The organism is Pantoea sp. Ap-870 (genome assembly GCF_011752515.1).
GTDB classification, from domain to species: domain Bacteria; phylum Pseudomonadota; class Gammaproteobacteria; order Enterobacterales; family Enterobacteriaceae; genus Pantoea; species Pantoea dispersa.
Genome location: NZ_VWXG01000009.1, coordinates 16,836 through 41,977, shown reverse-complemented (window position 1 = coordinate 41,977; position 25,142 = coordinate 16,836). Strand labels below are relative to the sequence as shown.

The window sequence follows — 25,142 nt, the reverse complement described above, 5'->3', positions numbered from 1 at the left end:
CGCAACGATAGCGTGGAGAGAAAGGAAACGCTTTGGATAGCCTGCTAACTCTTCCTGCGGCAAATGGGTCCGATATCAGGATTTTACAAATTACGGATACCCATCTTTTCGCGGGAAAACATCAATCGCTGCTTGGAGTGAATACCTGGTCGAGTTTTGATGCGGTGCTGGACGCCATCGCGGCTCAACAGCGCGATTACGATCTGATTATCGCCACTGGCGATCTCGCCCAGGATCACACCGTCGAAGCTTATCAGCATTTTGTTGCGGGCATTGCGCGTCTGCCGAAGCCGTGCGTCTGGCTGCCGGGCAATCACGATTTTCAGCCAGCGATGGTGGATACGCTGGCGCAGGCCGGCATCGCCGCGGACAAGCATGTGCTGCTCGGCGAGCACTGGCAGCTGGTGCTGCTGGACAGCCAGGTTTTTGGCGTGCCGCACGGCATGCTGAGCGACTATCAGCTGGAGTGGCTGGACCGCACGCTGCGTCAGTTCCCCGATCGCTACACGCTGGTGCTGCTGCACCATCATCCGCTGGCCTGCGGCTGTACCTGGCTTGACCAGCACAGCCTGCGCAATCCGCATCAGCTGGATGCGGTGCTGCAAAACTTCCCGCTGGCGCGCCACCTGGTGTGCGGCCACATTCATCAGGAGCTGGATCTCGACTGGCACGGCCGCCGCGTACTGGCATCGCCTTCGACCTGCGTCCAGTTTAAACCGCACTGCACCAACTTCACCATTGATACCGTGGCGCCCGGCTGGCGCTGGCTGACGCTGCAGGCGGATGGCACGCTGCACACCGAAGTGAATCGTCTGCAGAGCGATCTATTCCGTCCGGATCTGGATTCCGAGGGCTACTAAACCATGGCGGCGCTGATTTATCTGCACGGATTCAACAGCTCACCGCAGTCGGCTAAAGCGACGCAGTTACAGCAGTGGTGTCAGGCGCAGCATCCGCACATTGAGGTGCTGGTGCCGCAGCTGCCGACTTTTCCCGCTGAGGCTGCTGCGCTGCTGGAAGAGTTGGTGATGCAGTATGCCGGGGAACCGCTCGGGCTGGTGGGGTCATCGCTCGGTGGTTATTTTGCCACCTGGCTGTCGCAGTGTTTCATGCTGCCGGCGGTGGTGGTGAATCCGGCGGTGCGGCCGTTTGAACTGCTGGTGGATTATCTGGGTGAAAACCGGAATCCCTACACCGGCCAGCAATATGTGTTAGAGTCTCGCCACATTTACGATCTGAAAGTGATGCAGATTGACCCTCTGGAAGCGCCCGATCTACTCTGGCTGCTGCAACAAACCGGCGATGAAGTGCTCGACTATCGCCAGGCGCTGGATTACTACAGCGCGTGCCGTCAGACGGTAGAAGAGGGCGGCAATCATGCCTATATCGGATTCGAACGCCATTTTGCGCAGATGATTGATTTTCTGGGACTAAATACTCCCTGATGCTGCGGGATGGGCCCATTTTCCTATTGCTAATCAGACTGTTACGATGAGCCAATCTAGCTATAATGCTGACGCCATTGAGGTTTTAACCGGCCTCGAACCGGTACGTCGCCGTCCGGGCATGTACACCGATACCACACGCCCTAACCATCTGGGCCAGGAAGTGATCGATAACAGCGTCGATGAGGCGCTGGCCGGTCACGCCAAACGCGTGGAAGTCATCCTGCACGCCGATCAGTCGCTGGAAGTGATCGATGATGGCCGTGGTATGCCCGTCGATATCCACCCGGAAGAGGGCGTGCCAGCGGTCGAACTGATTCTCTGTCGCCTGCACGCCGGCGGTAAATTCTCCAACAAAAACTACCAGTTCTCCGGCGGCCTGCACGGCGTGGGGATTTCGGTGGTCAATGCCCTGTCGAAGCGTGTGGAAGTCACGGTGCGCCGCAACGGTGAGATTTACCAGATCGCCTTCGAAAACGGCGATAAAGTGCAGGATCTGGCGGTGATTGGTTCGGTAGGCAAGCGTAACACCGGCACCAGCGTTCACTTCTGGCCAGACGAAAGCTTCTTCGATAGCCCGCGCTTCTCGGTCTCCCGCCTCAAGCATCTGCTGAAAGCCAAAGCGGTACTGTGCCCGGGCGTCGAAATTGTCTTTAAAGACAAGGTGAACGATACCGAACAAACCTGGCTGTATCAGGATGGCCTGACGGATTACCTGAGCGAAGCGGTGAACGGCCTGCCAACGCTGCCGGAAAAACCGTTTGTCGGCAGCTTTGCCGGTGATGTGGAGGCAGTCGACTGGGCGCTGCTGTGGCTGCCGGAGGGCGGCGAGCTGCTGACCGAAAGCTACGTCAACCTGATCCCGACCATGCAGGGCGGAACGCACGTTAACGGCCTGCGTCAGGGCTTGCTCGACGCGATGCGCGAATTCTGTGAATACCGCAATATTCTGCCGCGCGGCGTGAAGCTGTCGGCGGAGGATATCTGGGATCGCTGCGCCTATGTGCTGTCGGTCAAAATGCAGGATCCGCAGTTTGCCGGACAGACCAAAGAGCGTCTCTCCTCACGCCAGTGCGCGGCGTTTGTCTCGGCGGTAGTGAAAGATGCCTTCAGCCTGTGGCTCAACCAGAACGTGCAGGCCGCCGAAATGCTGGCCGAGCTGGCGATCTCCAGCGCACAGCGCCGTATGCGCGCGGCGAAAAAGGTGGTGCGTAAAAAGCTGACCAGCGGACCGGCGCTGCCCGGCAAGCTGGCCGACTGTACCGCGCAGGATCTGAATAAAACCGAGCTGTTCCTGGTGGAAGGGGATTCTGCGGGCGGCTCCGCCAAGCAGGCGCGCGACCGCGAATATCAGGCGATCATGCCGCTGAAAGGCAAGATCCTCAACACTTGGGAAGTGTCGTCGGACGAAGTGCTGGCATCGCAGGAAGTGCACGATATTTCGGTGGCGATCGGTATCGATCCGGACAGTGAAGATCTCAGCCAGCTGCGCTACGGCAAAATCTGTATCCTCGCGGATGCCGACTCCGACGGCCTGCACATTGCCACGCTGCTGTGCGCGCTGTTTGTGAGGCACTTCCGCTCGCTGGTGCAGCAGGGCCACGTCTATGTGGCGATGCCGCCGCTGTACCGCATCGACCTCGGTAAAGAGGTGTATTACGCGCTCGATGAAGACGAAAAAGAGGGCGTGCTGGAGCAGCTGAAGCGGAAAAAAGGCAAGCCGAACGTGCAGCGCTTTAAAGGTCTGGGTGAGATGAACCCGCTGCAGCTGCGCGAAACCACGCTCGATCCCAACACCCGTCGTCTGGTGCAACTGACGGTCGACGAAGAAGACGTCGAGCAGACGTTACGGATGATGGACATGCTGCTGGCGAAGAAACGCTCGGAAGACCGCCGCAACTGGCTACAGGAAAAAGGCGACCTCGCCGACCTCGAAGTGTGATGCAAACGGGACGCTGCGGCGTCCCTTTTTTATGCCGGCAACACGCGCTATCGCTGCCCGTCCCGATCTATCCCATCGCCGCATGGCCGTCAATGAAAACCGCGCTGGGCGCGGCACAACCAGGCCGCCTGCTGACCCGGGCCAGCGATAATCCCTGCGTTTTGCTGCATTGTGGTATCCTGCCGCTGCTGAACGTGGAGCAATCTACCTCAGCAGCCGTGAGAACGAGGCTAAGACCGGTCTCGAAGTAGCAATGCGCTGAGGTAGGAAGAGTGAAAATCACACTGGAAGAGTTACGCGCCTGGGTCGCGGTGGTGGACACCGGTTCGATTACCGCCGCAGCGGAACAGCTGGATCAAACCAGCTCCGGCATCAGCCGGGCGCTGAGCCGCCTCGAAAGCAAACTGCAAACCACGTTGCTGCACCGCACCACGCGTCGCCTGGCGCTGACCGAAGAGGGGCTGATTTTTCTCGATCACGCGCGGCAAATCCTCGCGTCGGTGGAGCAGGCCGAAGAGCATATCGCGCAGCGGCGCGACATTCCTTCCGGACGGTTGCGCGTCAACGCCAATACGCCGTTTACCCTGCATGTTATCGTGCCGCTGGTTGCCGAATTTTGCGCGCGCTATCCACAAATTCAGCTGGAGCTGAACACCGATGACATTGTCATCGACCTGCTTGAGCAGCAAACCGATATCGCTATTCGCATTGGCGAACTGCGCGACTCCACGCTGCGCGCGCGCGTGCTGGGCAGCAGCGCGATTCGCCTGCTGGCCAGTCCGGCCTATCTGGAAAAAGCCGGCGCGCCGCAGAGCGTGGAAGATCTGCTGACGCACCAGCTGCTGGGATTCAGCCAGCTGGACGCGCACAATGTCTGGCCGGTATGGCAGCGTGAAGGCGAGTTTTTGCGCATCAAACCCACGCTGTGCGCGTCGAGCGGCGAAACCCTGCGCCAGCTGGCGCTGGCCGGCCAGGGCATTGTGCGGCTATCGGATTTTGTCAGCCGCGAGGATCGCGCCAGCGGCCGGCTGGTGCAGGTGCTGGAAAATGACACGCGCGAACTGCGCCTGCCGATTCACGCGGTGTACTATCGCAACCAGTCGCTCAGTTCCCGCATCACCTGTTTTCTGGATTTTTTACGGGAAAAAATTCAGGAAAATCATCTGTTATAGTCCTGTTCTGTTTGAATAACCTTTCCTGTTATGTTCTGCCCTCATCGATAAAAACGCTTTAATTCAATCGGTTAATGATTTAGCTATCTTTCGGCCGCCCATTTAAGAATTTTTTCCTAACGGGACATTTCTTATGTCTCGGATTTATCTCTTTCCGGATTATGTCGCAACTTTGAGCCCACCCGTGGGCAGAGCCAGGGAGATTGCGGCGCTTGCCTGCAAACGCGCAGTCAAAATTAATCGACGGAAGGAAGAATCATGAACGTTTCACCCGTAAGTGTGGCGGTTATCGATAAGAAAACCATAACCAAAGCGGAAGTGCTGCGCGCCGGTAAAGACGGCAAAGCAGTGAAGATTCAGGCAATTACCAACGGTAAATATCTGCTGACGCAGAACCAGGACGGCACCGCGCCTGAAAACATCACCGTTAAACGCGCAGGGAAAAACCTGCTGGTGATGCTGGAAGGCTCAGACGCCAGCAAGCCGGATCTGATTATCGAAGATTTCTTCGCTAAATCCGGCACCTTAGTGGGTAAAGCGGAAGACGGCGAAATGCACGCTTACGTCGCGACGGACGGCAATGCCGACCACGAAGCGGCCGCGCTGGCCGACGGCGAAACCACCGCGCTGGCGCTGGGTGAAGGCAGCGTTGATGATAATTCCGGCTACGCACTGGCCAGCGGCTTTGAATGGTCGCCGGCGCTGATTGCGCTGGGTGGCCTGGCGGCTATCGCGGCAGCGGCAGGCCTCGGCTATGTCGCGGCGAAACACCACTACGACAATAACGACGGCAGCCACAGCGGCAAAGGTGAAGGCGGCGGTGGCAGCGGCGGCGGCGATATCAGCAAGCCCACCATCAGCGATGTGATTGATGATATCGGCGACGTAACCGGTTCGGTAGCTAACGGCGGCCGCACCGATGACACCATGCCCACCTTCAACGGCACCGGCACGCCGGGTAACACCATTGAAATATGGGATGGTGAGACGCTGCTGGGTGAAGTGCTGGTGGATGACGAGGGTAACTGGACCTTTACGCCGGAAAAACCGCTGGCGGCTGGCAATCACAGCATCGTTACCGCCGAGCGTAACGCCGAAGGCGTGGTGGGTGAAGAGAGCGATCCGTGGGAATTCATCATCGATCTGACGGCGCCAGCCAAAGGCACCATCGGCAGCGTGATGGACGATATGCAGGATCCGCCGGTGCTGATCGAAAAAGGCGGCGTGACGAAAGACAATACGCCAACGCTGACCGGTAAAGCTGAAGCGGGCTCGACGGTAGAAATCTGGAACGATGGCGTGAAGCTGGGCACCGCAAAGGTGGACGCCGAGGGTAACTGGACCTTTACGGCTCCGGCGCTGCAGGATGGGCGACACGAGCTGAGCATCGTGGTGGTCGATCAGGTGGGTAACAAATCTCTGCCATCCGATCCGTTCATCGTTGATGTGGACACCGTGGCGCCGGAAAATCCGGGCATTGGCGTGATCAAAGACAGCGAAGGTAATCCGCTGGAAGACGGTTCCACCACAAAAGATCTGCGTCCGACGCTGGAAGGCACCGGTGAAGATGGCGATATCGTGGTGATTATCGACAACGGCAAGCCCATTGGTTCGGTGATTGTGGAAGACGGCAAGTGGACCTTCACGCCAGAAAACAATCTGCAACCGGGCGAGCACGAGCTGGAAATCGTGGTGCGCGATCCGGCAGGCAACGAATCGCCGGCCTCTGAAAAGGTCACGATTGGGTTTGAAGGCGACACGCAAGTGCCGGTCGATCCTGAGCCTGTTGACGGCCTGCCCGATCCGGACGTTCCGGTTTCCGGCATGATTGAGCATATCTTTAAAGACAATAACGACGCCGGCGTGCGTACGCCAATCGAAAACGGCGGCGCGATGAACGATCCGAGCATCATTGTGTCCGGTAAAGGCGCGCCGGGCGAACTGGTTACCATCTACATTGTCGGTCTTGAGAACAGCTACAGCTTCACTACCACGATTGGGGCTGATGGCAAATGGGAGCTGACGACGACGGATCTGGCGGATGATGTTTATCAGCTGCGCGGCGTGTTCTCCAGCGATGGCGAAGTGACCGGCAAAACGGACATTTATGAAGTGGAAGTCGACACCATTCCACCGCCGCCGCCGGAAATTAATGCGCTTGAGCTGGCCGGTCTCGATCTTTCTGCTCTGCTTTCGCTGGACAATCATGAACTGTTCAATGAGGCCGACGATCAGCAGCAGCCGATTAATGCGGAATTACTGCAGCTTAATAACGATGCGTTTAATGACTGGAATAATCAGGAAAGCCAGAGTGGTGTAATGGCTGAAAATAATTCCCAATCAGATGCGCTGTTCTTACAGAACGAAATCGAACAATTCTAATTTATCTGGAGCATACAGGTGCAATTTATTGCACCTGTGAAACTTAAATGAAAATTGCAAAAAAATTACTTTTAGCTTCACTGGTGTGTGCGCCAGTATTAACGACTTTTTCAACCCAGGCGCAAAATTCATTTGGTGCCGCATGGCGCAGTTTATCGCCGGTATCGGCAGAGCAGGCGCGGGTGGTTTATTATCGTCCGGCTTCATTAACCGGGGAAAAACCGGCGAATATTTATGTCGACGGTGAATTCCATACGTCGTTACTGGCCGGTGGCTATACGGTGTTTTGTGTTGCGCCGGGAACGCATTCGCTGGGCAGTTATGTCAACGACGCGCCAGATTATCAGGGTAAACGCGCGCAATCGTGGACTGATAAACTGGCTGCCGGTAAAACCTACTACATTCGCGCTAACCTCGATGACAGCGGTCGTCCGCTGGTGGTCAGCCAGCAGCAGGCGCAGCAGGAATTGCTGAGCACCAAACGTCAGGCTCATCTGCTGTCACGCGCATCGTCGGTACAGCGCTGTCAGGAAGGAACAACTGAAGCTTATGATAACTATGCGTTTTCATCTGACCTGCTGTTCCGCTTTGGCAGCGCCAACAGCAACGACATCTCCGCACAGGGGCGCGAAGCACTCAGCAGCTTTGCCGGCATGCTGAAAAAGGAAAATGCCGCTCAACGCCACATCATCGTCACCGGCTTTACCGATCCGATTGGCAGCGACAGCAGCAATATGGCGCTCGGCCAGCGCCGCGCCGAGGCGGTGAAAGCACTGCTAATCGCTCAGGGGATGAATGCGGCTAATATCACCGCGCAGAGCATGGGTGAGTCTCAGGTTGATACTAACTGTTCAGGCAGCCTGCAGGAGCAGAAAGCATGCTATGCCAGCGAGCGCCGGGTTATTATCAGCGTTGAAAACAAGTAATCTGATTTAATTATTTTAGCAGCGCATTCTCACATCTCATATTGATGAGGTGTGAGGCGCTGTGCCTCGATAAAGTTATTAAGGGTTCATATAACTTAATCGATTAAGACGTTTCTCGTATTGTCTTCAGGCATAAAGAGCGAAATTAAACCTGTATTCGGCTGGAAATCCCGAAACATTATTTAACGTAAAAGGAATACACATCATGGCTAATATTACAGCAGCAGATAACGCCCGCGTTATCTCGACCAAAGACCAGTTTTATAAATGGATTGATAAAAGCGTAGGCGATGCCAACGGCGGCAAGCTGGAGATCACAATCGATGGTAGAGTGCACATTGTTGATATCAGCGAGGACGGCAAATGGTCATTCGACCCGGAAACCAGCTGGTTAGACGGCACCCATGTTATTCAGCTGGTATCGATTGATAAAGCGACTAACCCGAGTGACCCGGCTATCTTCATTCTTGATATGGATACGACGCCTCCGGCAAAACCGGAAATCTGGCGCGTGATTGATGACGCTGCGGCGGAAGATCACTACCTGACGCCGGGTGAAGCCACCAGCGATAAAACGCCGGCGCTGGCTGGTGTGGCAGAGCCTGGCACCATTGTTACCCTGTACGATAACGGTAAAGAGATCGGCTCAGTGGTAGCAGACAAAATGGGCGCATGGAGCATCACGCCGGAGCTGGCAGACGGCGAGCACCAACTGACCGTGATGGCGAAGGATACGGTTGGTCATGAAAGCCCGATCTCTGATGCTTTCAACCTGACGATTGCTGACGGTGTGGTCACTCAGGCGGTTAACGAAGCGGTATCTGTAACACCAGCAGAATCAACCACTATGGACGCGGATCCGTTTCCGGGTAAACCCATTAAAACCATCAATAAAAACATTATCTCGTTGAGTGCTGATAATGCTGAACCCAATGCATTAGTACAGATCGTTATTGATCAAACAGTTTACACTACCCGTGCTGATGGCAGCGGCAAATGGCAGTTTGACTCGCCGGAAATGAAAGAGGGTTTGCACGTTGCCGGCATTCGTTATCTGGACCGTGCGGGTAACTGGGGACCATCAACTCAGCTTATCCGCAATATCGACACCTCTGCACCAGAAGCGCCGCAGATTATGCGCGTGATCGATAATGAAGGCAGCGCGGATACCTATCTGACGCCGGGCAACTACACCAATGACAAAACCCCAACCCTGTACGGTGTTGCCCAGCCGGACAGCGTAGTAAAAATCTACGATATTCGCTCCAATGTGATTGGCAGTGTAAAAGCCGGCGCCGATGGCCGCTGGAGCTTCACGCCGGAACTGACCACCGACGGCACCCACGTGTTCAGCGCCAGCTACACCGATCGTTTCGGTGCCGAAAGCCCGCGTTCTGACAACTTCGCGCTGACGCTGGATACCTCTGTGCCAGGCACGCCATCACTGAGTGAGGTGTTGGATGACGAAGGCCGCGTTACCGGTCCGCTGAAGTCAGGTGACATTACTGATGACAAAACCCCAACCCTGTCGGGCGTGGCGGATGCCGGCGTGATCGTGCGCGTGTGGGACGGTGACAAACTGATTGGTTCTACCGTGGCGAACGAGCGCGGCCAGTGGAAACTGGACGTTGAGCTGGATGACGGTGAGCACTCGCTGGTCGTGGATTCCGTCAGCAAAGGCGGCACCGTTTCTGAGAAAACCGATCCGTTCAAACTGGTTATCGACAGCAACATCCTGCCGGCACCGGTGGTGGATGAGATGGTCGCCAACAACGGTGATGAAGAGCGTGTTCTGCAGCCAGGCGATTCAACTAACGACACCACGCCAGTGCTGCGCGGTGAAGGCAACGACGGCGACATCATCTATGTAATTGTTGACGGCGGCACTGAGCCGGTGGCAACCGCGATTGTTAAAGATGGCAAGTGGGAAATTGAATTACCAGAGCTGGCAGAAGGTTCACACGATATTGAACTGATCGCCAAAGATCCGGCTAGCGGCAAAGAGTCACCGACTTCAGATCCAATCAACGTGATTATCGATATTACGCCACCGGATCAGCCGAAACCACCAACGATTGTCGATAACGAAGGGGAGAACACCGGTCCGGTTGAACCAGGTAAGCCAATCGATGACAACCGTCCAGGTTTCGGCGGCGAAGGCGGTACCCCTGGCGACAAAGTGGAAGTCATCATTGATGACGGTAAAGGTAATCCGGTGGTGATTGGTACCGGTATCGTGGGCGAAGACGGCAAGTGGGAAGTGAAACCTGAGAACCCAATCGATGACGGTAACTATCAGGTTATCATCGAGATCACCGATCCGGCCGGCAACGAATCGCAGCCATCCGATCCTATCGATCTGATTATCGATACCAAAAAGCCTGGCTCAATGGAAGGTTCGTACATACTGGAGGATAACGTCGGTCCTATCCAGGGTGAGATCGAAAATGGCACGGTCACCGATGACAAACAGCCAACGCTGAAGGGCACGTCACCGGATCTGTCGCAGGTCATCATCTACATCGACGATCGGGAACCTGTCGTGGTTGATGTTAAGGATGGCAAGTGGAGCTACGAGCTGCCAGAACTGGGCGAAGGCAACCATAAAGTTGAAGTACAGCCAGTGAGCCAGTCCGGTGTGAAAGGCGATAAAGAGGCGGCGATTAACTTTGACGTTGATACCACTAAGCCGGTGCCAGTAGAAGGCGGCGACAAGGCTAACTTCGAAGGCGTCTTCGCTGATAAAACCGGCACTGAAATTCCTGTACGGCCGGACACCAACGATGACACGCTGATCTTCAGAGGTAAGGGCTCAGAAGACGGTACTATCGTGATGATTTGGGGCGACGAAGCGCGTACCCAGCTGATCGGTTCTACCGTGGTAGAAAACGGCGTGTGGCGCTATGAGTCAGACAAACTGGCAGAAGGCGATTATGCCTTTAACGTCACGGTTCGCGATGCAGCCGGAAACGAACTGGTCATCGACCATACCGTTAAGACCAACGTCGACGTCACCCCGCCGCCGCCGCCAGAGATCAACTCGATCTTCGCTGCGGGTGCCACGGATGTAGAAGGGCTGATGAGCATGTCGCTGAACGACATCATGACGCAGGGTCAGGATTCACTGTTTATCGACAACGGCAAGTCACAGCTGGTCGTGAACGCTAAACAGGGCGAGGCGCTGACGCTGGAAGACATCCTGCCAGCCGGTGAAGATGCCAGTTCCTGGCAGCAGGCGACCGGTACCGTCACCGTCGGCGGCACCGAGTACAACGTCTACAGCAACGGTGATGCGGAACTGCTGGTGCAGAACCTGCACAACGAACAGCACTGATCATTGATTAGCTGCTAAACAAAAGCCCCGGTCGCAAAACCGGGGCTTTTTTTATGCCTGCATCGGAGAAAATCAAGCGGTCGGTTCCAGCACCAGAATTTTCACGTCCACCACGTCATCTTTGATGGTGGCGCGGTGCGCATCCATGTGCGGCATCTGCTGATGCTGCTCCAGATGGCGCAGCGATTCCCACTGCTCAAGCATAAAGATCGAGTCTGGCGAGTTCTGCTTCCACGGCACCTGCGCCTGGTGATCGACCAGCGCATCGTACTGATGGCAACCCTCTTCTTCCAGCACGACAGGGATCAGTTTATTAATCGCCTCCAGTACCTGCTGACGGCGGCCCGGCTTAACGCAAATTTCTGCAACCACAGTTAACATAACGCTTCCTTCTGTTTTTTCCCGGTGTGCTTACAGTTAAGCAAAGATCTGGCTGAGATGAGTCCGATAACGTGCGATATCACGCGGCACGTCCGGCTGTTTAATCACGTCGTTACAGATAAAGGTCGGCAGACTTTCCATGCCGAGGAACTGATTGGCTTTATGGAAGTGCAGGTACAGGCCGTCCACGCCGACGCCTTCAAAAAACTGGTCGGGGTCGGTAAAGGCTTCCAGCGGCGCGTTCCAGGTCAGCGACAGCATGTATTTTTTGCCCTCAATCAGGCCGCCGGAACCGTATTTTTTGCTGGCATCGCTGCGCGAACGGCCATCGCTGGCGTATAGCGCGCCGTGGCCCAGAGTAAATACCTCATCGATGTACTTTTTCACCGTCCACGGCTCGCCCATCCACCAGCCCGGCATCTGATAAATCACCACGTCGCTGTCGAGATATTTCTGCACTTCGTCTGCCACGTTGTAGTCGCTATCGGCAACGGTCACCTGAACCTCATGGCCCAGATCGCGCAGCTGGCTGGCCGCCACCTCGGTCAGGGTATGGTTCAGTTCGCCTTTGGAATGGGCAAAGGTCTTGCCGCCGTCAATAATCAAAATCTTGCTCATGGATAATTCGCTCCGTTTCTCGTAGATGCCGCCCACTCTACGCGCGCGCGCGGGGCAAAAAAATGCGTGATTGATCACAAGACTTTTGCTCTTAAAGCAATAATGCCGTCACTTATGCAACAATCCGCACGCAAACCAACATCCACTTAAAAAGAACACACCATGAAAACTGTGATACTGAGTACTTTACTTCTGGTGGCCGGCGCGGCTCAGGCGCAATCCCACCTTGATGACGTTCGCCAGAGCAAAATCCTGAAGGTCTGCACCACCGGCGATTACAAGCCTTACACCTTTTTGCGCAGCGACGGCCAGTATGAAGGGCTGGACATCAGCATGGCGCAGTCGCTGGCCGCCAGCCTCGGCGCAAAGGTGCAGTGGGTACCAACCACGTGGAAAACCCTGAGCGAAGATTTCGTGGCGAAACAGTGTGATATCGCGCTGGGCGGTGTCTCCGTGACGCTAAAACGTCAGCAGATTGCCTGGTTCGCCCAGCCGCTGGGCGTCGATGGCAAGATTCCGCTGGTACGCTGCGCGGATAAAGCGAAGTACCAGACGGTTGAGCAGATCAACCAGCCGCATGTGCGGGTAATCGAGCCAGCCGGTGGCACCAACGAAGCGTTTGTGCACAGTCATCTGCCGCAGGCCAGCCTGCAGCTGGCGGAGAACACCGGCATTTTCCAGCAGCTGGTGGATAACCAAGCCGACGTAATGATTACCGATGCTTCCGAAGCGCTGTTCCAGCAGCAGCACTATCCGTCGCTGTGTGCCATCAATCCGCAACAGCCGATGCAATATGGCGAGAAGGCTTACATGATTCCGCGTGATGATATGAGCTGGAAGCTGTATGTCGATCAGTGGCTGCACCTCAGCGCCGCCACCGGCGAATATGCGCAGATCGCCAGACAGTGGCTGGGCGTGGTGAAGTAATCGTTAGCGATAAAGGATATTGCGACAGGCGTTACCGTCCCGTAGCGGCGTAATTTATTGCGCAATCAGCAGCAGTGCGGCGGGTGAATAAGTGTGATAAATCGCGCCGCTACGGCATGTGCAACTGACATCCTGCACTTGCGTAGCGGCCCTATTTATTGTTTTGAAATCAACGATACAACCCGGCTTTACCCAGCCCGCCAAACAGATTCATCTTGTAGCGAATCACCGCTTTCGCGGCGGCGATGGCGTCCGGATAAATCACATTCGGATCCCACCAGCTCTCCCGCGCGAGGATCTCGCGCAGTCGGGCGAAATAGGCAAACTTCATGTCGCTGGAGATATTGATCTTGCCTACGCCCAGCGTCACCGCCTCGGCGATCTCCGCGTCCGGATTGGCCGAACCGCCGTGCAGCACCAGCGGAATATCTACGCGCTGCGAGATATCCTTCAGAATGTGCATCTGCAGCTCCGGTTTCATATCTTTGGGATAGATGCCGTGCGCGGTGCCAATCGCCACTGCCAGCGTATCGACGCCGGTGCGCTGCACAAAATCTTCCGCCTGCGCCGGTTCGGTATAAATCACCTTGCTCACGCCGCCTTCCACCGTAGTGCCGGTATCGCCGATGGTGCCGAGCTCGCCTTCCACCGACACGCCCACCGCGTGCGCCAGCTTCACCACCTCTTTGGTCAGCGCCACGTTCTCTTCGTACGGCAGCAGCGAGCCGTCAATCATCACCGAGGTAAAGCCGCACTGAACAGCGCGCAGCACCTGCGCAATTGAAGCGCCGTGATCGAGGTGAATGGTAAACGGCACGCGGCTTTTCAGAGTGCGTTCGCGCACGTAGCCAAAAAATTCATCAGTGACAAATTCCAGTTCGCTCGGATGGATAGAAATAATGGCGGGCGTGTTAGTGGCTTCGGCTTCTTCCACCACGGCCCGGATAAAGCAGCTGTCAGCGACGTTAAATGCGCCGATGGCGAAGCGATGTTCACGGGTCGGGGCCAGCATCTCTTTCATTGAAATCAACATGTTTATATTTCCTTAGCGTGAGTTTTACCAGAGCCGGCGCACGCGCCGACCCGATGAGGGATAAAAAGAAACAGTTGGAAATTGCGCCGCGATCGGGGCGTCAGTAGCGGTTTGCCGACCCTGACCAGCTCAGATATTCAATAACCACTTCGCGACAGGCGGATTCCATCAGCGCCAGCACATCAGCCAGCTCAGCCTGCGGGTGCTGGCGCAGCGCCTGCTGCACCGCGTGCTTACCAGCGTCGAACACCGCAGCGCCGACGTTGATCTTGGCGACGCCACAGGCGCTGACGCGGCGTATATCCTCCGCCGGGGTGCCCGAGCCGCCGTGCAGCGCCAGCGGCCGCGTCGTCACCGCGTGCAGCTGCTGCAGCCGTTCGAAGTCGATCTTCGGCTTTACGCCTGGCGGATAAAGCCCGTGCGCGGTACCGACCGAAATCGCCAGCAGGTCGATGCCGGTCTGCTCAATAAACGGCAGTACGTCTTCCACCCGCGTCATCTTCACGGCGGCATCGGCCAGTTCATATGTGGGCGCATCGGCGATATGCCCCAGCTCGCCTTCAACGCACACGCCAGCGGTATGCGCCATCTTCACTACCGCTGCGGTCTGACGAATATTGTCCGCCAGCGGCTCGGCCGATGCGTCAATCATCAGCCCGGTAAAGCCGGCGCGAAACGCCTGACCAATCAGCGGAAAAGCTTTGCCGTGGTCGAGCGCCAGCGCCACCGGCACCGCGGCCTGAGCCGCCAGCGCCTGTACCAGCGGCGCCGCCACCGCTGGCGGAAAATGCGCGCTGTGTCCCTGATACACGTTGAGAATCAGCGGCGCGCGCTGCTGTTCGGCTGCCTGAATCGCCGCACGGGCGGTTTCGAGGTTGAAGCAGTTGATCGCCAGCACCGCGTACTTGTGCTGGAAGGCGGCCTGAATCAGGTCATTCATCATGGCAAACATGCGGGCTCCTTATTCCAGAGTGAATTTGATCTCTTCATCGCGGACGCCGGGTGCTTCCACGTCATCGAACTCTTCATCCTGCTGCGTGACCGGTTTTTTCATCAGCGACAGCATCACGCCGCACACCACGGTGCCGATGCCGAGCGCCAGGCAGAACAGCCACGGTTTGGTGAAGAGCGGCACCACGAACATGCCACCGTGCGGCACCGGCGCTTCCACGCCCCACACCATAATCAGTCCGCCGGCCAGCGCTGAGGCCACCACGCAGCTGGCTACCACGCGCAGCAGGTCGCGTGCCGCAATCGGAATCACGCCTTCGGTAATCATGCAGATGCCCATCGGGAAGGCGGCTTTCAGCGCCTCTTTCTCTGCTTTGGTGTATTTATGGCGCGTCAGCAGATACGAGAGGGTGATGCCGAACGGCGGAATGATGGAGCCGACAAACTTCACCGCTTCCGGACCGTAAATGCCGTCGACCAGCATGCCGTCGGCGAACAGCGACATGGTCTTATTGATCGGCCCGCCAAAGTCGAAGGTGGCCATCGCGCCGAGGATGGCGCCCATCACGAACTTTGAGCCGCCCTGCATGGACTCCAGCAGATCAATCAGCGTCTTTTGTAGCCAGACGATCGGCTGGCCGATAAAGGTCATCATCAGCAGCCCGGCGATGATGGTGCTGAGCAGCGGCAGCACCATGATCGGCATCAGCCCCTGCATCGACTGCGGCAGCCTGATCACCCGGCGCAGCAGCAGCACGGTGTAGCCGACGAGGAAACCGCCCAGAATGCCGCCGATAAAGCCGGTGCCGATCTGGCCGCAGATAAAGCCGACGATCAGACCAGGCGCAAAGCCGGGACGATCGGCAATCGAGTAGGCGATGGCGGCGCTGATCAGCGGCACAATCAGCCCCATGCCCCAGCCACCGATCTGGTTCAGCATCCACGCAATGCTGCCGGTCTGCTTGCCGACGTCCGGCCCGCCAATCACCTGGCCGAGCGCAATGCAGATGCCGGCGGCGACGATCAGCGGGATCATCCATGAGATGCCGGTGAGCAGGTGGCCTTTGATCTCCTGGCCGTACTGACGTTTGTGATCGCTCATGATCGATCTCCTCAGGCGCGCGCCAGTGAATCCGCCACTTTTTCGAGGAATTTCACCGGTGACCTGATCACCACTTCGGTTTTCACTCGCACGATGGGTTTGCCCTGAAAGCGCTCTTCGCCGTTGATCTTGACGTCAACCGCAAGGATCACCACGTCAGCGGCGTCGATCTGCTCACGCGTCAGCGGCGTTTCAGTGCCGATGGTGCCCTGGGTTTCAACGTGGATGGTGTGGCCCAGCGCGTGAGCCCCCTTAATCAGTTTTTCGCGCGCAATGTAGGTATGCGCGATGCCTGCGGTGCAGGCCGCTACACAGACGATATTCATGTGGCACCTCAAGGTGTTGGGTGTTAACAGAGGTCGGTTTCGGCGTACTGACTAAACAGCCGGATGATATTGCCGGGGTCATTCTCCGCCAGCAGTCGGGCTATCACCTCATCATCGGCCAGCGCGCTGGCCACCTGCGACAACAGGCGAATATGGGTAGTGTTCTGATCTTCCAGCCGCACGGCGAACAGGATGATGCAGCGCACCTGGCTGCCATCCAGCGTTTCCCACGGAATGTCCTGCTGGGTGCGGCCGATGGCGAGCGTGGTTTGTCTGACCGCCGACGATTTGCCGTGCGGAATAGCGATATGGTTCTCGAAGCCGGTCGAGCCTTCCGCTTCACGCAGCCAGACATCGGCAATAAACGCGGCGCGATCGCTGATGGCGCCGTCGCTCACCAGCAGATCGGTGAGTTCGTTGATCGCCTCTTCTTTACTGGTGGCGCTGAGCGCCAGGTTAACGCGGCGCGGCGTCAGAATGCGGGAAATGTCCATGGTTGCTCCTCATTCAATCAGTGTGCGGCCAACGCGCAGGGCGTGCCGTTGGGCAGCTGGCTGCCAATCATGGCGTCAGTGACCCGCCGGATATCGTCATCATTAAAAAAGGCGCTGACATACACGGCCGGAATGGCACCGGCATCGAGGTGGATGGTGGTGATCACCAAATCCACCGCGTGGTGCTGACAAAACGCCGGCTGATTGCTGGCTGACACCACGCCGGCAATTTCCCAGTCCGGAAAGGCGCGTAAAATGCGGCTCTTGAGCAGGTGTGAGGTGCCCACGCCGCTGGAGCACACCACCAGGATGCGTTTGTGGGCGATCTGCCGCTCCAGTGCCGCCTGGAAATGAACGCACAGATAACCAATCTCATCCTCAGCCACCGGCGACAGGGCGAAGGTGCGCGCGGTCAGCTGCATTGCCTGCTGAGTCAGAAAAAATATCTCTTTCATTTCCTGTTTAATATCATCCAGCAGCGGATTGCGAATATGAATGTGATATTTAAGCCGGTTTAATAATGGCTTTATATGCACCAGTAAACCGTCAAATAATAAACGGTCCTGAGATAAGTCCTGCTGAATAAATGCCGAGAAACGATCAATTAATTCGCAGGTTATTTTAACCGACTCGGCAGTGGAAAATTGATTATGCAGCGTCACCTGATCGCCACGCTCTTCCACCACAATGCCGGAGGAGACGATATATTGATAAATAAAACCGACTTCATCGGCTGGCAATGCACAGCCGATGCGCTGCTCAATGCGCACCACCATCTGCCGGGCAATGGTGAGAATCGACTGATCCAGATCGTGCGCGGTGGTGAGAATGTCCAGCGCCAGCGCGTTGCCCTGCGCCATGCGGTGCATCATGATCAGGATGTGCGTGCACAGATTGAGATACCAGGCATCGCCCAGCGGATAACTCAGCTGCTGCTCCATCTGTTGCAGCAGCGTCTGCACAAAGGCCACATCCTCTTCGCCAAAATAGTGCACCAGCGCCTGCTGGCTGCCGGGATCGAGCCGCGGCAGCAGCGGCGTACCGGCGACCTGTTGCTGCATCACATCGTTGATCAGCGACACCATCGCCTGGCGCAGCGCCTGCTCATGGCCCTCTATGTGCGTGCCGCCTGGGCCGCGCTGCAGCGTTAATCCCAGCGGCTGCAGCCACTCTTCGATTACTTTCAGGTCGTTCACAATCGAGGCGTGGCTGATAAAGTAGCGCTCGGACAGCTTGCTGATTGACGTGGAACGCGGCGCATCGCTCAGTAGCTGGGAGGCGATTTTTATCCGTCGGCTGTTATGACTGAGCGCGTCGCCGGCCTCGTCGCCGTTCAGCTGCTGCTCCAGCTGCAAACGCTGCTGCATATCCTCAACCCGCAGCCGCACACCGCGGCCAGGGGTTTTCTCCAGCGTCAGCGCCCAGTTGCTGAGCCAGCTCTCCAGCCACTGCAGGTCGCGCTGAATGGTCTTTCCGGAGACACCGAGCTGTAACGCCAGCTGACCAATCGGCTGCGGCGCCGCCTGTTGCAACAGCAATTTCACTAACCGGTGTTGTCGCGAAGTCAGTATTTGCATTCGGTCACCCTTTATTTTGGTAAAACCTAATGGGATTTTTCCTTGTGGCATTTATTTCATTGCCAGCAAGCCGTCGCGAAAAAGGTGTGTCGTATGGAGTATGAATTTAGGAAAGGATGGCGGCAGCAACAATACTAAATGTTGTCCCGTCAGGCGGACAGCATTAATACACCGCGGTGACGGGAAATTAAATGCGAGTTTGCTCACACAATAACGCGCTAAATAAGTGTGATGATGCTCCCAATCCTTTTTATTTTTCCAACCGGCGTCACGTTATTTAAGGCCGGGAGATTCTTTCTGTCCTCAACGGCTTCCCTGTGACTAAATCCCGCGAATAAGGTACTATCCTCGCCAAATGACCGCCGGATGACCCGCCGTTGCGGGCCACGAAGTGAGGATGCCAGCTTAATGAGTGAAATGACACAGGATGGCGCAGAGCGTCTTGCCCTGCACAAGTTTACTGAAAACGCGTACCTGAACTACTCCATGTACGTGATCATGGACCGTGCGCTGCCGTACATCGGTGACGGTCTCAAGCCGGTGCAGCGCCGCATTGTTTATGCCATGTCCGAGCTGGGGCTTAACGCCAGCGCAAAATTCAAGAAATCGGCGCGTACCGTGGGTGACGTGCTGGGTAAATACCATCCGCACGGCGACAGCGCCTGCTACGAAGCCATGGTGCTGATGGCGCAGCCGTTCTCCTACCGTTATCCGCTGGTGGATGGTCAGGGCAACTGGGGTGCGCCGGACGATCCGAAATCCTTTGCGGCGATGCGTTACACCGAATCGCGCCTGTCGAAATATGCCGAAGTGCTGCTCAGCGAGCTGGGGCAGGGCACGGTGGATTACATCCCGAACTTCGACGGCACGCTGCAGGAGCCGAAAATGCTGCCGGCGCGCCTGCCGAACATCCTGCTCAACGGCACCACCGGCATCGCCGTGGGTATGGCGACCGATATTCCGCCGCACAACCTGCGCGAAGTGGCCGAAGCCGCGGTGCGCCTGATCGACAAGCCCAACACCACGCTGGATGAGCTGCTGGAAATCGTGCAGGGGCCGGACTTCCCGACCGAAGCCGAGATCATCACGCCACGCGACGAGATCCGCAAGATCTACCAGAACGGCCGTGGTTCGATCCGCCAGCGTGCGGTGTGGAAAAAAGAGGACGGCGAAGTGGTGATCACCGCGCTGCCGCACCAGGTGTCGGGCGCGCGCGTGCTGGAGCAGATCGCCAGCCAGATGCGCAATAAAAAGCTGCCGATGGTGGAGGATCTGCGCGATGAATCGGATCACGAAAACCCGACGCGGCTGGTGATTGTGCCGCGCTCCAACCGGGTGGATCTCGATCAGGTAATGAACCATCTGTTTGCCACCACCGATCTGGAGAAGAGCTACCGCGTTAACCTCAACATGATCGGGCTGGATAACCGTCCGGCGGTGAAAAACCTGCTGGAGATCCTCTCGGAATGGCTGGTGTACCGCCGCGATACCGTGACGCGCCGCCTCAATCATCGCCTGGAACGCGTGCTGCGTCGTCTGCATATCCTTGAAGGTTTGCTGGTGGCGTTCCTCAATATTGATGAGGTGATTCACATCATCCGCAGCGAGGATGAGCCGAAGCCGGTACTGATGTCGCGCTTTGACATTAGCGAAACCCAGGCCGAAGCGATTCTGGAACTGAAACTGCGCCATCTCGCCAAACTGGAAGAGATGAAGATTCGAGGTGAACAGGCCGAGCTGGAAAAAGAGCGCGATCAGCTGCAGGCGATCCTCGCCTCCGATCGCAAAATGAGTAACCTGCTGAAGAAAGAACTGCTGGCCGATAGCCAGACCTACGGCGACGATCGCCGTTCACCGCTGCACGAACGTGAAGAAGCGAAAGCGCTGAGCGAGAACGAGCTGGTGAGCGCTGAGCCGGTCACCATTGTGCTGTCGCAGATGGGCTGGGTGCGCAGCGCCAAAGGTCACGATATCGATCCGGCAGGATTAAGCTACAAAGCCGGCGACAGCTACCGTGCCGCCGCGCGCGGCAAGAGCAACCAGCCGGTGGCGTTTATCGACTCCACCGGCCGCAGCTATACGCTGGATCCGACCTCGCTGCCGTCGGCACGCGGGCAGGGCGAGCCGCTCACCGGCAAGCTGACGCCACCGCCGGGTGCGGTGATTGAGCAGGTGCTGATGGAAGCGGACGATCAGAAGCTGCTGATGGCCTCCGATGCCGGCTACGGTTTCATCTGTACCTTTGCCGATCTGGTGTCGCGCAACCGCGCTGGTAAAGCGCTGCTGACGCTGCCGGAAAACGCCAAAGTGATGACGCCGCTGGCGGTGCACTCTGGCGACGACATGCTGCTGGCCATCACCCAGGCGGGGCGGATGCTGATGTTCCCGGTGGCCGATCTGCCGCAAATGTCGAAAGGCAAGGGCAACAAGATTATCTCGATTCCGTCCGCGGACGCCGCCGCGGGCGTGGACAAGCTGCAGTGGCTGCTGATTCTGCCGCCGGGCAGTTCCATCACTATCTATGTCGGCAAGCGTAAGCTGATCATGCGTGATGAAGATCTGCAGAAAGTGCGTGCTGAGCGCGGCCGTCGCGGTAGCGTATCGCGCGGACTGCAGCGGATCGATAGCGTGGAAGTGAATGCGCCAGCGCGGCCAAAAAGTGACGCGAATAGCGAAGAGTAAGACTGAAAAGGCGAAGGACTGCCACATTTGAGGAAGCTATGTTACTAATTTTACGCACGTTGATCGTTGTGATTTATTCGATTCTGGTTTGTATATTTGGCAGCATCTGGTGTCTGTTTTCACCGCGTAATCCGCGCCACGTGGCGACCTTTGGTCACATGTTTGGTCGTCTGTCGACGGTGTTTGGCGTCAAAGTCGAACTGCGTAAACCGGCTGATGCCGAAAGCTACGGCAACGCGATTTACATCGCTAACCATCAGAACAACTACGACATGATTACCGCCGCCAATATCGTGCAGCCGACCACGGTCACGGTGGGCAAGAAAAGCCTGCTGTGGATCCCGTTCTTCGGCCAGCTTTACTGGCTGACCGGTAACCTGCTGATTGACCGCGATAACCGCGCCAAAGCGCACGGCACCATCGGCGAGCTGGTGGCGCAGTTTAAAAAGAAGAAAATTTCCTTCTGGATGTTCCCGGAAGGGACGCGCAGCCGCGGACGCGGTCTGCTGCCGTTCAAGACCGGCGCGTTCCATGCGGCGGTGGCGGCGGGCGTGCCGATCATCCCGGTGGTGGTCTCTAACACCCACGGCAAAATCAAACTGAATCGCTGGAACAATGGCTTAGTGATCGTAGAAATGCTGCCGCCAGTGGATACCACGCAGTTTGAAACCACGTCGGTACGTAAACTGGCGACCCACTGCCGTGAATTAATGTCTGCTAAGCTGGAAGAGTTGAACGCTGAAGTCGCCGAACGCGAAAAAAACGGTAAAATCTAGCCGGCAAAAAATGGCTCACCCGCTGCGCGCAATGGCTCGATCTGTCGGGTGCATTGATTTGCTGCGGATCCCGCCATTTGTAGGGTGCGCATTCATGCGCACCGGGTCCCGGATGCGCATCGACCTGACCCGGACACACAGCCGCGCCTTTCGGGCGCTTCACAACACGATTAAAAATAACAACATGGACACGGCGTCTTCACGCCACGCTCAAAAGGTCTGAAGTTTTATGTCTTGCAGCAGACGTCAGTTTATTCAGCTTTCTGCCGGTATGGCGCTGGCTTCCAGCGTTATGCCTTACGCCGCCCGCGCCGCCGCGCCATTGGGCGATGTACCTTTGCCGGTGCCGCCGCTGATCGAATCACGCCGCGGTCAGCCGCTGTTCCTCACGCTGCAGCGCAGCCACTGGTCCTTCAACGGCAACAGCAACAAAGTGCCGGTATGGGGCATTAACGGCCTGTACCTCGGCCCGACGGTGCGCGTTTACAGCGGCGATGATGTCAAACTGATCTACAGCAACCGCCTCAATGAACCGGTAGCGATGACCGTCAGCGGTTTGCAGGTGCCGGGCGCGCTGATGGGCGGTGCGCCGCGCATGATGTCCGCCGGCGTAGACTGGGCACCGGTGCTGCCGATTCGTCAGGGCGCAGCCACGCTGTGGTATCACGCCAACACACCAAATCGCATGGCACCGCACGTTTATAACGGCCTGGCGGGCATGTGGCTGATCGAAGATGACATCAGCAAAGCGCTGCCGCTGCCGAAGCATTATGGCGTCGATGATTTCCCGCTGATTATTCAGGACAAGCGCCTCGATAACTTTGCCACGCCGGTTTATAACCCACCGTCGGACGGCGGGTTCCTCGGCGATACGCTGCTGGTTAACGGCGTGCAAAATCCGTATGTCGAAGTGTCGCGCGGCTGGGTGCGTTTGCGCCTGCTGAATGCGGCCAATGCGCGCCGTTTCGATCTCAGCTTTAGCGACAACCGGCCGTTTACGGTGATCGCCAGCGATCAGGGCTTCCTGCCCGCGCCGGTAGCGGTGCAGACGCTGTCGCTCGCACCGGGCGAACGCCGCGAAGTGCTGGTGGACATGTCGCAGGGCGATGAAGTGTCGATCACCGCAGGCACGGCGGCAGGCATTATGGATCGTCTGCGCGGGCTGTTTGAGCCGTCATCGATTCTGACCAACACGCTGGTACTGACGCTGCGTCCAACCGGCCTGCTGCCGCTGGTGACCGACAACCTGCCGATGCGCCTGCTGGCGGATCAGATTCTCGATGGCGTGGCGGTGCGCACGCGTGAATTCCGCCTCGGCGACGGTACGCCGGGGATTAACGGTGTGCTGTGGGACATGAACCGCATCGATACGACGGTGCAGCAGGGCACCTTTGAGCGCTGGATCATTCACGCCGACCATCCGCAGTCGCTGCATATTCAGGGCGTGATGTTCCTGATTAAGAGCGTCAACGGCGCGCAGTCGATGGGAGAAGATCGCGGCTGGAAAGATACGGTCTGGGTGGATGGCGATGTCGAACTGCTGGTGAGTTTCCCGCAGAGTTCGTCAGAGCATTTCCCGTTTGTCTATTACAGCCAGACGCTGGAACTCGCCGATCGCGGCACGGCAGGGCAGATGGTGGTGAATCCGGTCGGGTGAGGCGCGTTGCTGTTCCCTCACCCTAACCCTCTCCCGCCAGCGGGAGAGGGAACCGTTTTGAGCGAATTGTAAACTGAGAGGCCCACTTAAACTTCTGTTTTAAAGGGATTTTAAAGCCATTCCATTGTTTCAGACTCGCCCGGACATCTCCCTTTCCCGCGCGCGGGAGAGGGCCGGGGTGAGGGTGCCTGGTTGCGCAGTATTACACACTGGCACACCGTTTCAGATTTGCGCGGACATCTCCCTCTCCCGCGTGCGGGAGAGGGCCGAGGTGAGGGGGCCTGGTTGTGCAGTATTACACACAGGCACACCGCTTCAGATTTGCGCGGACATCTCCCTCTCCCGCATGCGGGAGAGGGCCGGGGTGAGGGGGCAAACCGCACCTTTCACCCATCGCATCCTTAACCCACGTCACCCAATAAACTCTTCCGGATCCGGTCCCAGCCGCTTGCCTTTATCCAGCTTCGCGATCTCGCTCACTTCTGACTTATCCAGCCGGAAATCAAACACCTGGAAGTTCTCCTGAATGCGTGCCGGCGTTACCGACTTCGGAATCACCACCAGGCCGCTGTCCAGATGCCAGCGAATCACAATCTGCGCCGGCGTCTTACTGTACTTCTTCGCCAGCTCGCGAATGATCTCCTGATCAAACACGCCTTCGCCGCCCTGCGCCAGCGGGCTCCACGACTCGGTCTGAATCTGATGCAGCGCGTTCCATGCATGCAGCGTGCGTTGCTGCAGCATCGGATGCAGTTCAATCTGATTTACCACCGGCGACACGCCGGTTTCATCAATCAGCCGCTTGAGGTGCGCCTCATGGAAGTTACACACGCCGATACTTTTCGCCAGGCCCTGCTGCTGCAGTTCCACCATTTTCTTCCACGCATCCACGTAGTGATCTTTCTGCGGGCACGGCCAGTGCATCAGATAGAGATCCACTTGCTCCAGCTGCAGCTTCTTCAGGCTGGTCTCCATCGCCTGTTCAACATTCTGCTGGTCATCATTCCACAGTTTGGTGGTGATAAAGATCTCATCGCGCGCCACGTCGGTTTCCTGCAGCGCCTGGCCAATCGCCTCTTCATTTTTATACGCGGCGGCGGTATCGATGGAGCGATAACCGACCTTCAGCGCTTCCAGCACCGCATTGCGCGCTTCATCAATGCTGGCCTGCCAGACGCCAAGGCCGAGTTGCGGCATCATGTTGCCGTCGTGCAGTTTAATCCGGGGTTGCTCTGCCATAGTGACTCCTTATCGGTTGCAGTGACTTACCGTAGAAACGATGTGCTTAAGTCTAGTCAACAAACCTGACCTGAGGATCATTGCGGCAACCGAACGGCACTTTCGCCCGGTGCAATCCTGCAAAAATCTTGCCTGATTCTCCAGCCATCTGGAGCTTTATGCAGCAATGCGGCACACT

The 25,142-nt window shown here is 57.2% G+C and carries 20 protein-coding genes; 11 read left to right on the top strand and 9 right to left on the bottom strand.

All coding sequences use genetic code 11. From position 1 onward, the window contains the following. Positions 1-32: 32 nt before the first annotated feature. The 7 genes from cpdA (at position 33) to F3J41_RS18985 (ending at position 11,201) form a co-directional block, all read left to right on the top strand. On the top strand, positions 33-860 hold the full coding sequence (gene cpdA, locus F3J41_RS19015) for a 3',5'-cyclic-AMP phosphodiesterase (protein ID WP_150360394.1): 828 nt from the start codon (positions 33-35) through the stop codon (positions 858-860). Positions 861-863: 3 nt separating this feature from the next. Continuing rightward, positions 864-1,445 (top strand): esterase YqiA, encoded by a 582-nt coding sequence (yqiA, locus tag F3J41_RS19010; protein WP_058771368.1) that lies wholly within the window; start codon positions 864-866, stop codon positions 1,443-1,445. 46 nt (positions 1,446-1,491) lie between these two features. Next, complete coding sequence (gene parE / locus F3J41_RS19005; protein ID WP_059009801.1) at positions 1,492-3,387, top strand: DNA topoisomerase IV subunit B; 1,896 nt, start codon at positions 1,492-1,494, stop codon at positions 3,385-3,387. Between the two features lie 272 nt (positions 3,388-3,659). After that, a complete protein-coding gene (locus F3J41_RS19000; protein WP_058776526.1) occupies positions 3,660-4,559 on the top strand; it encodes a LysR substrate-binding domain-containing protein in 900 nt (299 codons plus the stop codon). Positions 4,560-4,817: 258 nt separating this feature from the next. After that, entirely contained in the window at positions 4,818-6,941 is a 2,124-nt protein-coding gene (locus tag F3J41_RS18995; protein ID WP_166712092.1) for an Ig-like domain-containing protein, read from the top strand. 47 nt (positions 6,942-6,988) lie between these two features. Further along, the gene (locus F3J41_RS18990; RefSeq protein WP_166712090.1) at positions 6,989-7,867 is read left to right on the top strand and encodes an OmpA family protein; all 879 of its coding nucleotides are present in this window, start codon (positions 6,989-6,991) and stop codon (positions 7,865-7,867) included. Between the two features lie 205 nt (positions 7,868-8,072). Further along, the gene (locus F3J41_RS18985; protein WP_166712088.1) at positions 8,073-11,201 is read left to right on the top strand and encodes an Ig-like domain-containing protein; all 3,129 of its coding nucleotides are present in this window, start codon (positions 8,073-8,075) and stop codon (positions 11,199-11,201) included. 72 nt (positions 11,202-11,273) lie between these two features. On the opposite strand, the gene F3J41_RS18980 is transcribed toward F3J41_RS18985, so the two are convergent. Both F3J41_RS18980 and F3J41_RS18975 read right to left on the bottom strand, forming a co-directional pair. Further along, entirely contained in the window at positions 11,274-11,582 is a 309-nt protein-coding gene (locus tag F3J41_RS18980) for a putative quinol monooxygenase (RefSeq protein WP_021509602.1), read from the bottom strand. 36 nt (positions 11,583-11,618) lie between these two features. Beyond that, positions 11,619-12,200: an NAD(P)H-dependent oxidoreductase gene (locus F3J41_RS18975; protein WP_166712086.1), complete on the bottom strand. Its 582-nt coding sequence runs from the start codon at positions 12,198-12,200 to the stop codon at positions 11,619-11,621. A gap of 162 nt (positions 12,201-12,362) precedes the next feature. Between F3J41_RS18975 and F3J41_RS18970 the strand changes: the two genes are divergently transcribed. Continuing rightward, positions 12,363-13,127, top strand: a complete 765-nt coding sequence (locus tag F3J41_RS18970) for a transporter substrate-binding domain-containing protein (RefSeq protein WP_166712084.1) — start codon at positions 12,363-12,365, stop codon at positions 13,125-13,127. A gap of 169 nt (positions 13,128-13,296) precedes the next feature. Here the strand turns inward: F3J41_RS18970 and F3J41_RS18965 are convergent, their stop codons facing one another. From F3J41_RS18965 to F3J41_RS18940, 6 genes are all read right to left on the bottom strand, one after another. Beyond that, positions 13,297-14,160 carry a ketose-bisphosphate aldolase gene (locus F3J41_RS18965; protein WP_166712082.1) on the bottom strand — a complete coding sequence of 288 codons (864 nt, stop codon included), beginning with the start codon at positions 14,158-14,160 and terminating at the stop codon, positions 13,297-13,299. Positions 14,161-14,260: 100 nt separating this feature from the next. Beyond that, positions 14,261-15,112, bottom strand: a complete 852-nt coding sequence (locus tag F3J41_RS18960) for a class II fructose-bisphosphate aldolase (protein ID WP_058776532.1) — start codon at positions 15,110-15,112, stop codon at positions 14,261-14,263. A 9-nt stretch (positions 15,113-15,121) separates the two neighbouring features. After that, complete coding sequence (locus F3J41_RS18955; RefSeq protein ID WP_166712080.1) at positions 15,122-16,213, bottom strand: PTS fructose transporter subunit IIC; 1,092 nt, start codon at positions 16,211-16,213, stop codon at positions 15,122-15,124. 11 nt (positions 16,214-16,224) lie between these two features. Next, the gene (locus F3J41_RS18950; RefSeq protein ID WP_058771378.1) at positions 16,225-16,539 is read right to left on the bottom strand and encodes a PTS fructose transporter subunit IIB; all 315 of its coding nucleotides are present in this window, start codon (positions 16,537-16,539) and stop codon (positions 16,225-16,227) included. Positions 16,540-16,562: 23 nt separating this feature from the next. Then, positions 16,563-17,033 (bottom strand): PTS sugar transporter subunit IIA, encoded by a 471-nt coding sequence (locus tag F3J41_RS18945; protein WP_058771379.1) that lies wholly within the window; start codon positions 17,031-17,033, stop codon positions 16,563-16,565. A 17-nt stretch (positions 17,034-17,050) separates the two neighbouring features. Continuing rightward, entirely contained in the window at positions 17,051-18,610 is a 1,560-nt protein-coding gene (locus tag F3J41_RS18940; RefSeq protein WP_166712078.1) for a transcription antiterminator, read from the bottom strand. A 408-nt stretch (positions 18,611-19,018) separates the two neighbouring features. Between F3J41_RS18940 and parC the strand changes: the two genes are divergently transcribed. The 3 genes from parC to ftsP all read left to right on the top strand — a co-directional run bounded on the left by parC (position 19,019) and on the right by ftsP (position 23,725). Then, positions 19,019-21,292 carry a DNA topoisomerase IV subunit A gene (gene parC, locus F3J41_RS18935; RefSeq protein WP_021509596.1) on the top strand — a complete coding sequence of 758 codons (2,274 nt, stop codon included), beginning with the start codon at positions 19,019-19,021 and terminating at the stop codon, positions 21,290-21,292. A gap of 38 nt (positions 21,293-21,330) precedes the next feature. Next, complete coding sequence (locus F3J41_RS18930; protein WP_021509595.1) at positions 21,331-22,068, top strand: 1-acylglycerol-3-phosphate O-acyltransferase; 738 nt, start codon at positions 21,331-21,333, stop codon at positions 22,066-22,068. A 229-nt stretch (positions 22,069-22,297) separates the two neighbouring features. Beyond that, complete coding sequence (ftsP, locus tag F3J41_RS18925; protein ID WP_166712076.1) at positions 22,298-23,725, top strand: cell division protein FtsP; 1,428 nt, start codon at positions 22,298-22,300, stop codon at positions 23,723-23,725. Positions 23,726-24,136: 411 nt separating this feature from the next. On the opposite strand, the gene dkgA is transcribed toward ftsP, so the two are convergent. After that, complete coding sequence (dkgA, locus tag F3J41_RS18920) at positions 24,137-24,964, bottom strand: 2,5-didehydrogluconate reductase DkgA (RefSeq protein ID WP_166712074.1); 828 nt, start codon at positions 24,962-24,964, stop codon at positions 24,137-24,139. Positions 24,965-25,142: the final 178 nt, after the last annotated feature.

What these genes read in the sequence shown, in the direction of transcription:
- yqiA (WP_058771368.1), top strand. Translation starts at nt 864, where the DNA reads ATGGCGGCGCTGATTTATCTGCACGGATTCAACAGCTCACCGCAGTCG.
- parE (WP_059009801.1), top strand. Translation starts at nt 1,492, where the DNA reads ATGAGCCAATCTAGCTATAATGCTGACGCCATTGAGGTTTTAACCGGC.
- F3J41_RS18995 (WP_166712092.1), top strand. Translation starts at nt 4,818, where the DNA reads ATGAACGTTTCACCCGTAAGTGTGGCGGTTATCGATAAGAAAACCATA.
- F3J41_RS18990 (WP_166712090.1), top strand. Translation starts at nt 6,989, where the DNA reads ATGAAAATTGCAAAAAAATTACTTTTAGCTTCACTGGTGTGTGCGCCA.
- F3J41_RS18985 (WP_166712088.1), top strand. Translation starts at nt 8,073, where the DNA reads ATGGCTAATATTACAGCAGCAGATAACGCCCGCGTTATCTCGACCAAA.
- F3J41_RS18980 (WP_021509602.1), bottom strand. Translation starts at nt 11,582, where the DNA reads ATGTTAACTGTGGTTGCAGAAATTTGCGTTAAGCCGGGCCGCCGTCAG.
- F3J41_RS18975 (WP_166712086.1), bottom strand. Translation starts at nt 12,200, where the DNA reads ATGAGCAAGATTTTGATTATTGACGGCGGCAAGACCTTTGCCCATTCC.
- F3J41_RS18970 (WP_166712084.1), top strand. Translation starts at nt 12,363, where the DNA reads ATGAAAACTGTGATACTGAGTACTTTACTTCTGGTGGCCGGCGCGGCT.
- F3J41_RS18965 (WP_166712082.1), bottom strand. Translation starts at nt 14,160, where the DNA reads ATGTTGATTTCAATGAAAGAGATGCTGGCCCCGACCCGTGAACATCGC.
- F3J41_RS18960 (WP_058776532.1), bottom strand. Translation starts at nt 15,112, where the DNA reads ATGTTTGCCATGATGAATGACCTGATTCAGGCCGCCTTCCAGCACAAG.
- F3J41_RS18955 (WP_166712080.1), bottom strand. Translation starts at nt 16,213, where the DNA reads ATGAGCGATCACAAACGTCAGTACGGCCAGGAGATCAAAGGCCACCTG.
- F3J41_RS18950 (WP_058771378.1), bottom strand. Translation starts at nt 16,539, where the DNA reads ATGAATATCGTCTGTGTAGCGGCCTGCACCGCAGGCATCGCGCATACC.
- F3J41_RS18945 (WP_058771379.1), bottom strand. Translation starts at nt 17,033, where the DNA reads ATGGACATTTCCCGCATTCTGACGCCGCGCCGCGTTAACCTGGCGCTC.
- F3J41_RS18940 (WP_166712078.1), bottom strand. Translation starts at nt 18,610, where the DNA reads ATGCAAATACTGACTTCGCGACAACACCGGTTAGTGAAATTGCTGTTG.
- parC (WP_021509596.1), top strand. Translation starts at nt 19,019, where the DNA reads ATGAGTGAAATGACACAGGATGGCGCAGAGCGTCTTGCCCTGCACAAG.
- F3J41_RS18930 (WP_021509595.1), top strand. Translation starts at nt 21,331, where the DNA reads ATGTTACTAATTTTACGCACGTTGATCGTTGTGATTTATTCGATTCTG.
- ftsP (WP_166712076.1), top strand. Translation starts at nt 22,298, where the DNA reads ATGTCTTGCAGCAGACGTCAGTTTATTCAGCTTTCTGCCGGTATGGCG.
- dkgA (WP_166712074.1), bottom strand. Translation starts at nt 24,964, where the DNA reads ATGGCAGAGCAACCCCGGATTAAACTGCACGACGGCAACATGATGCCG.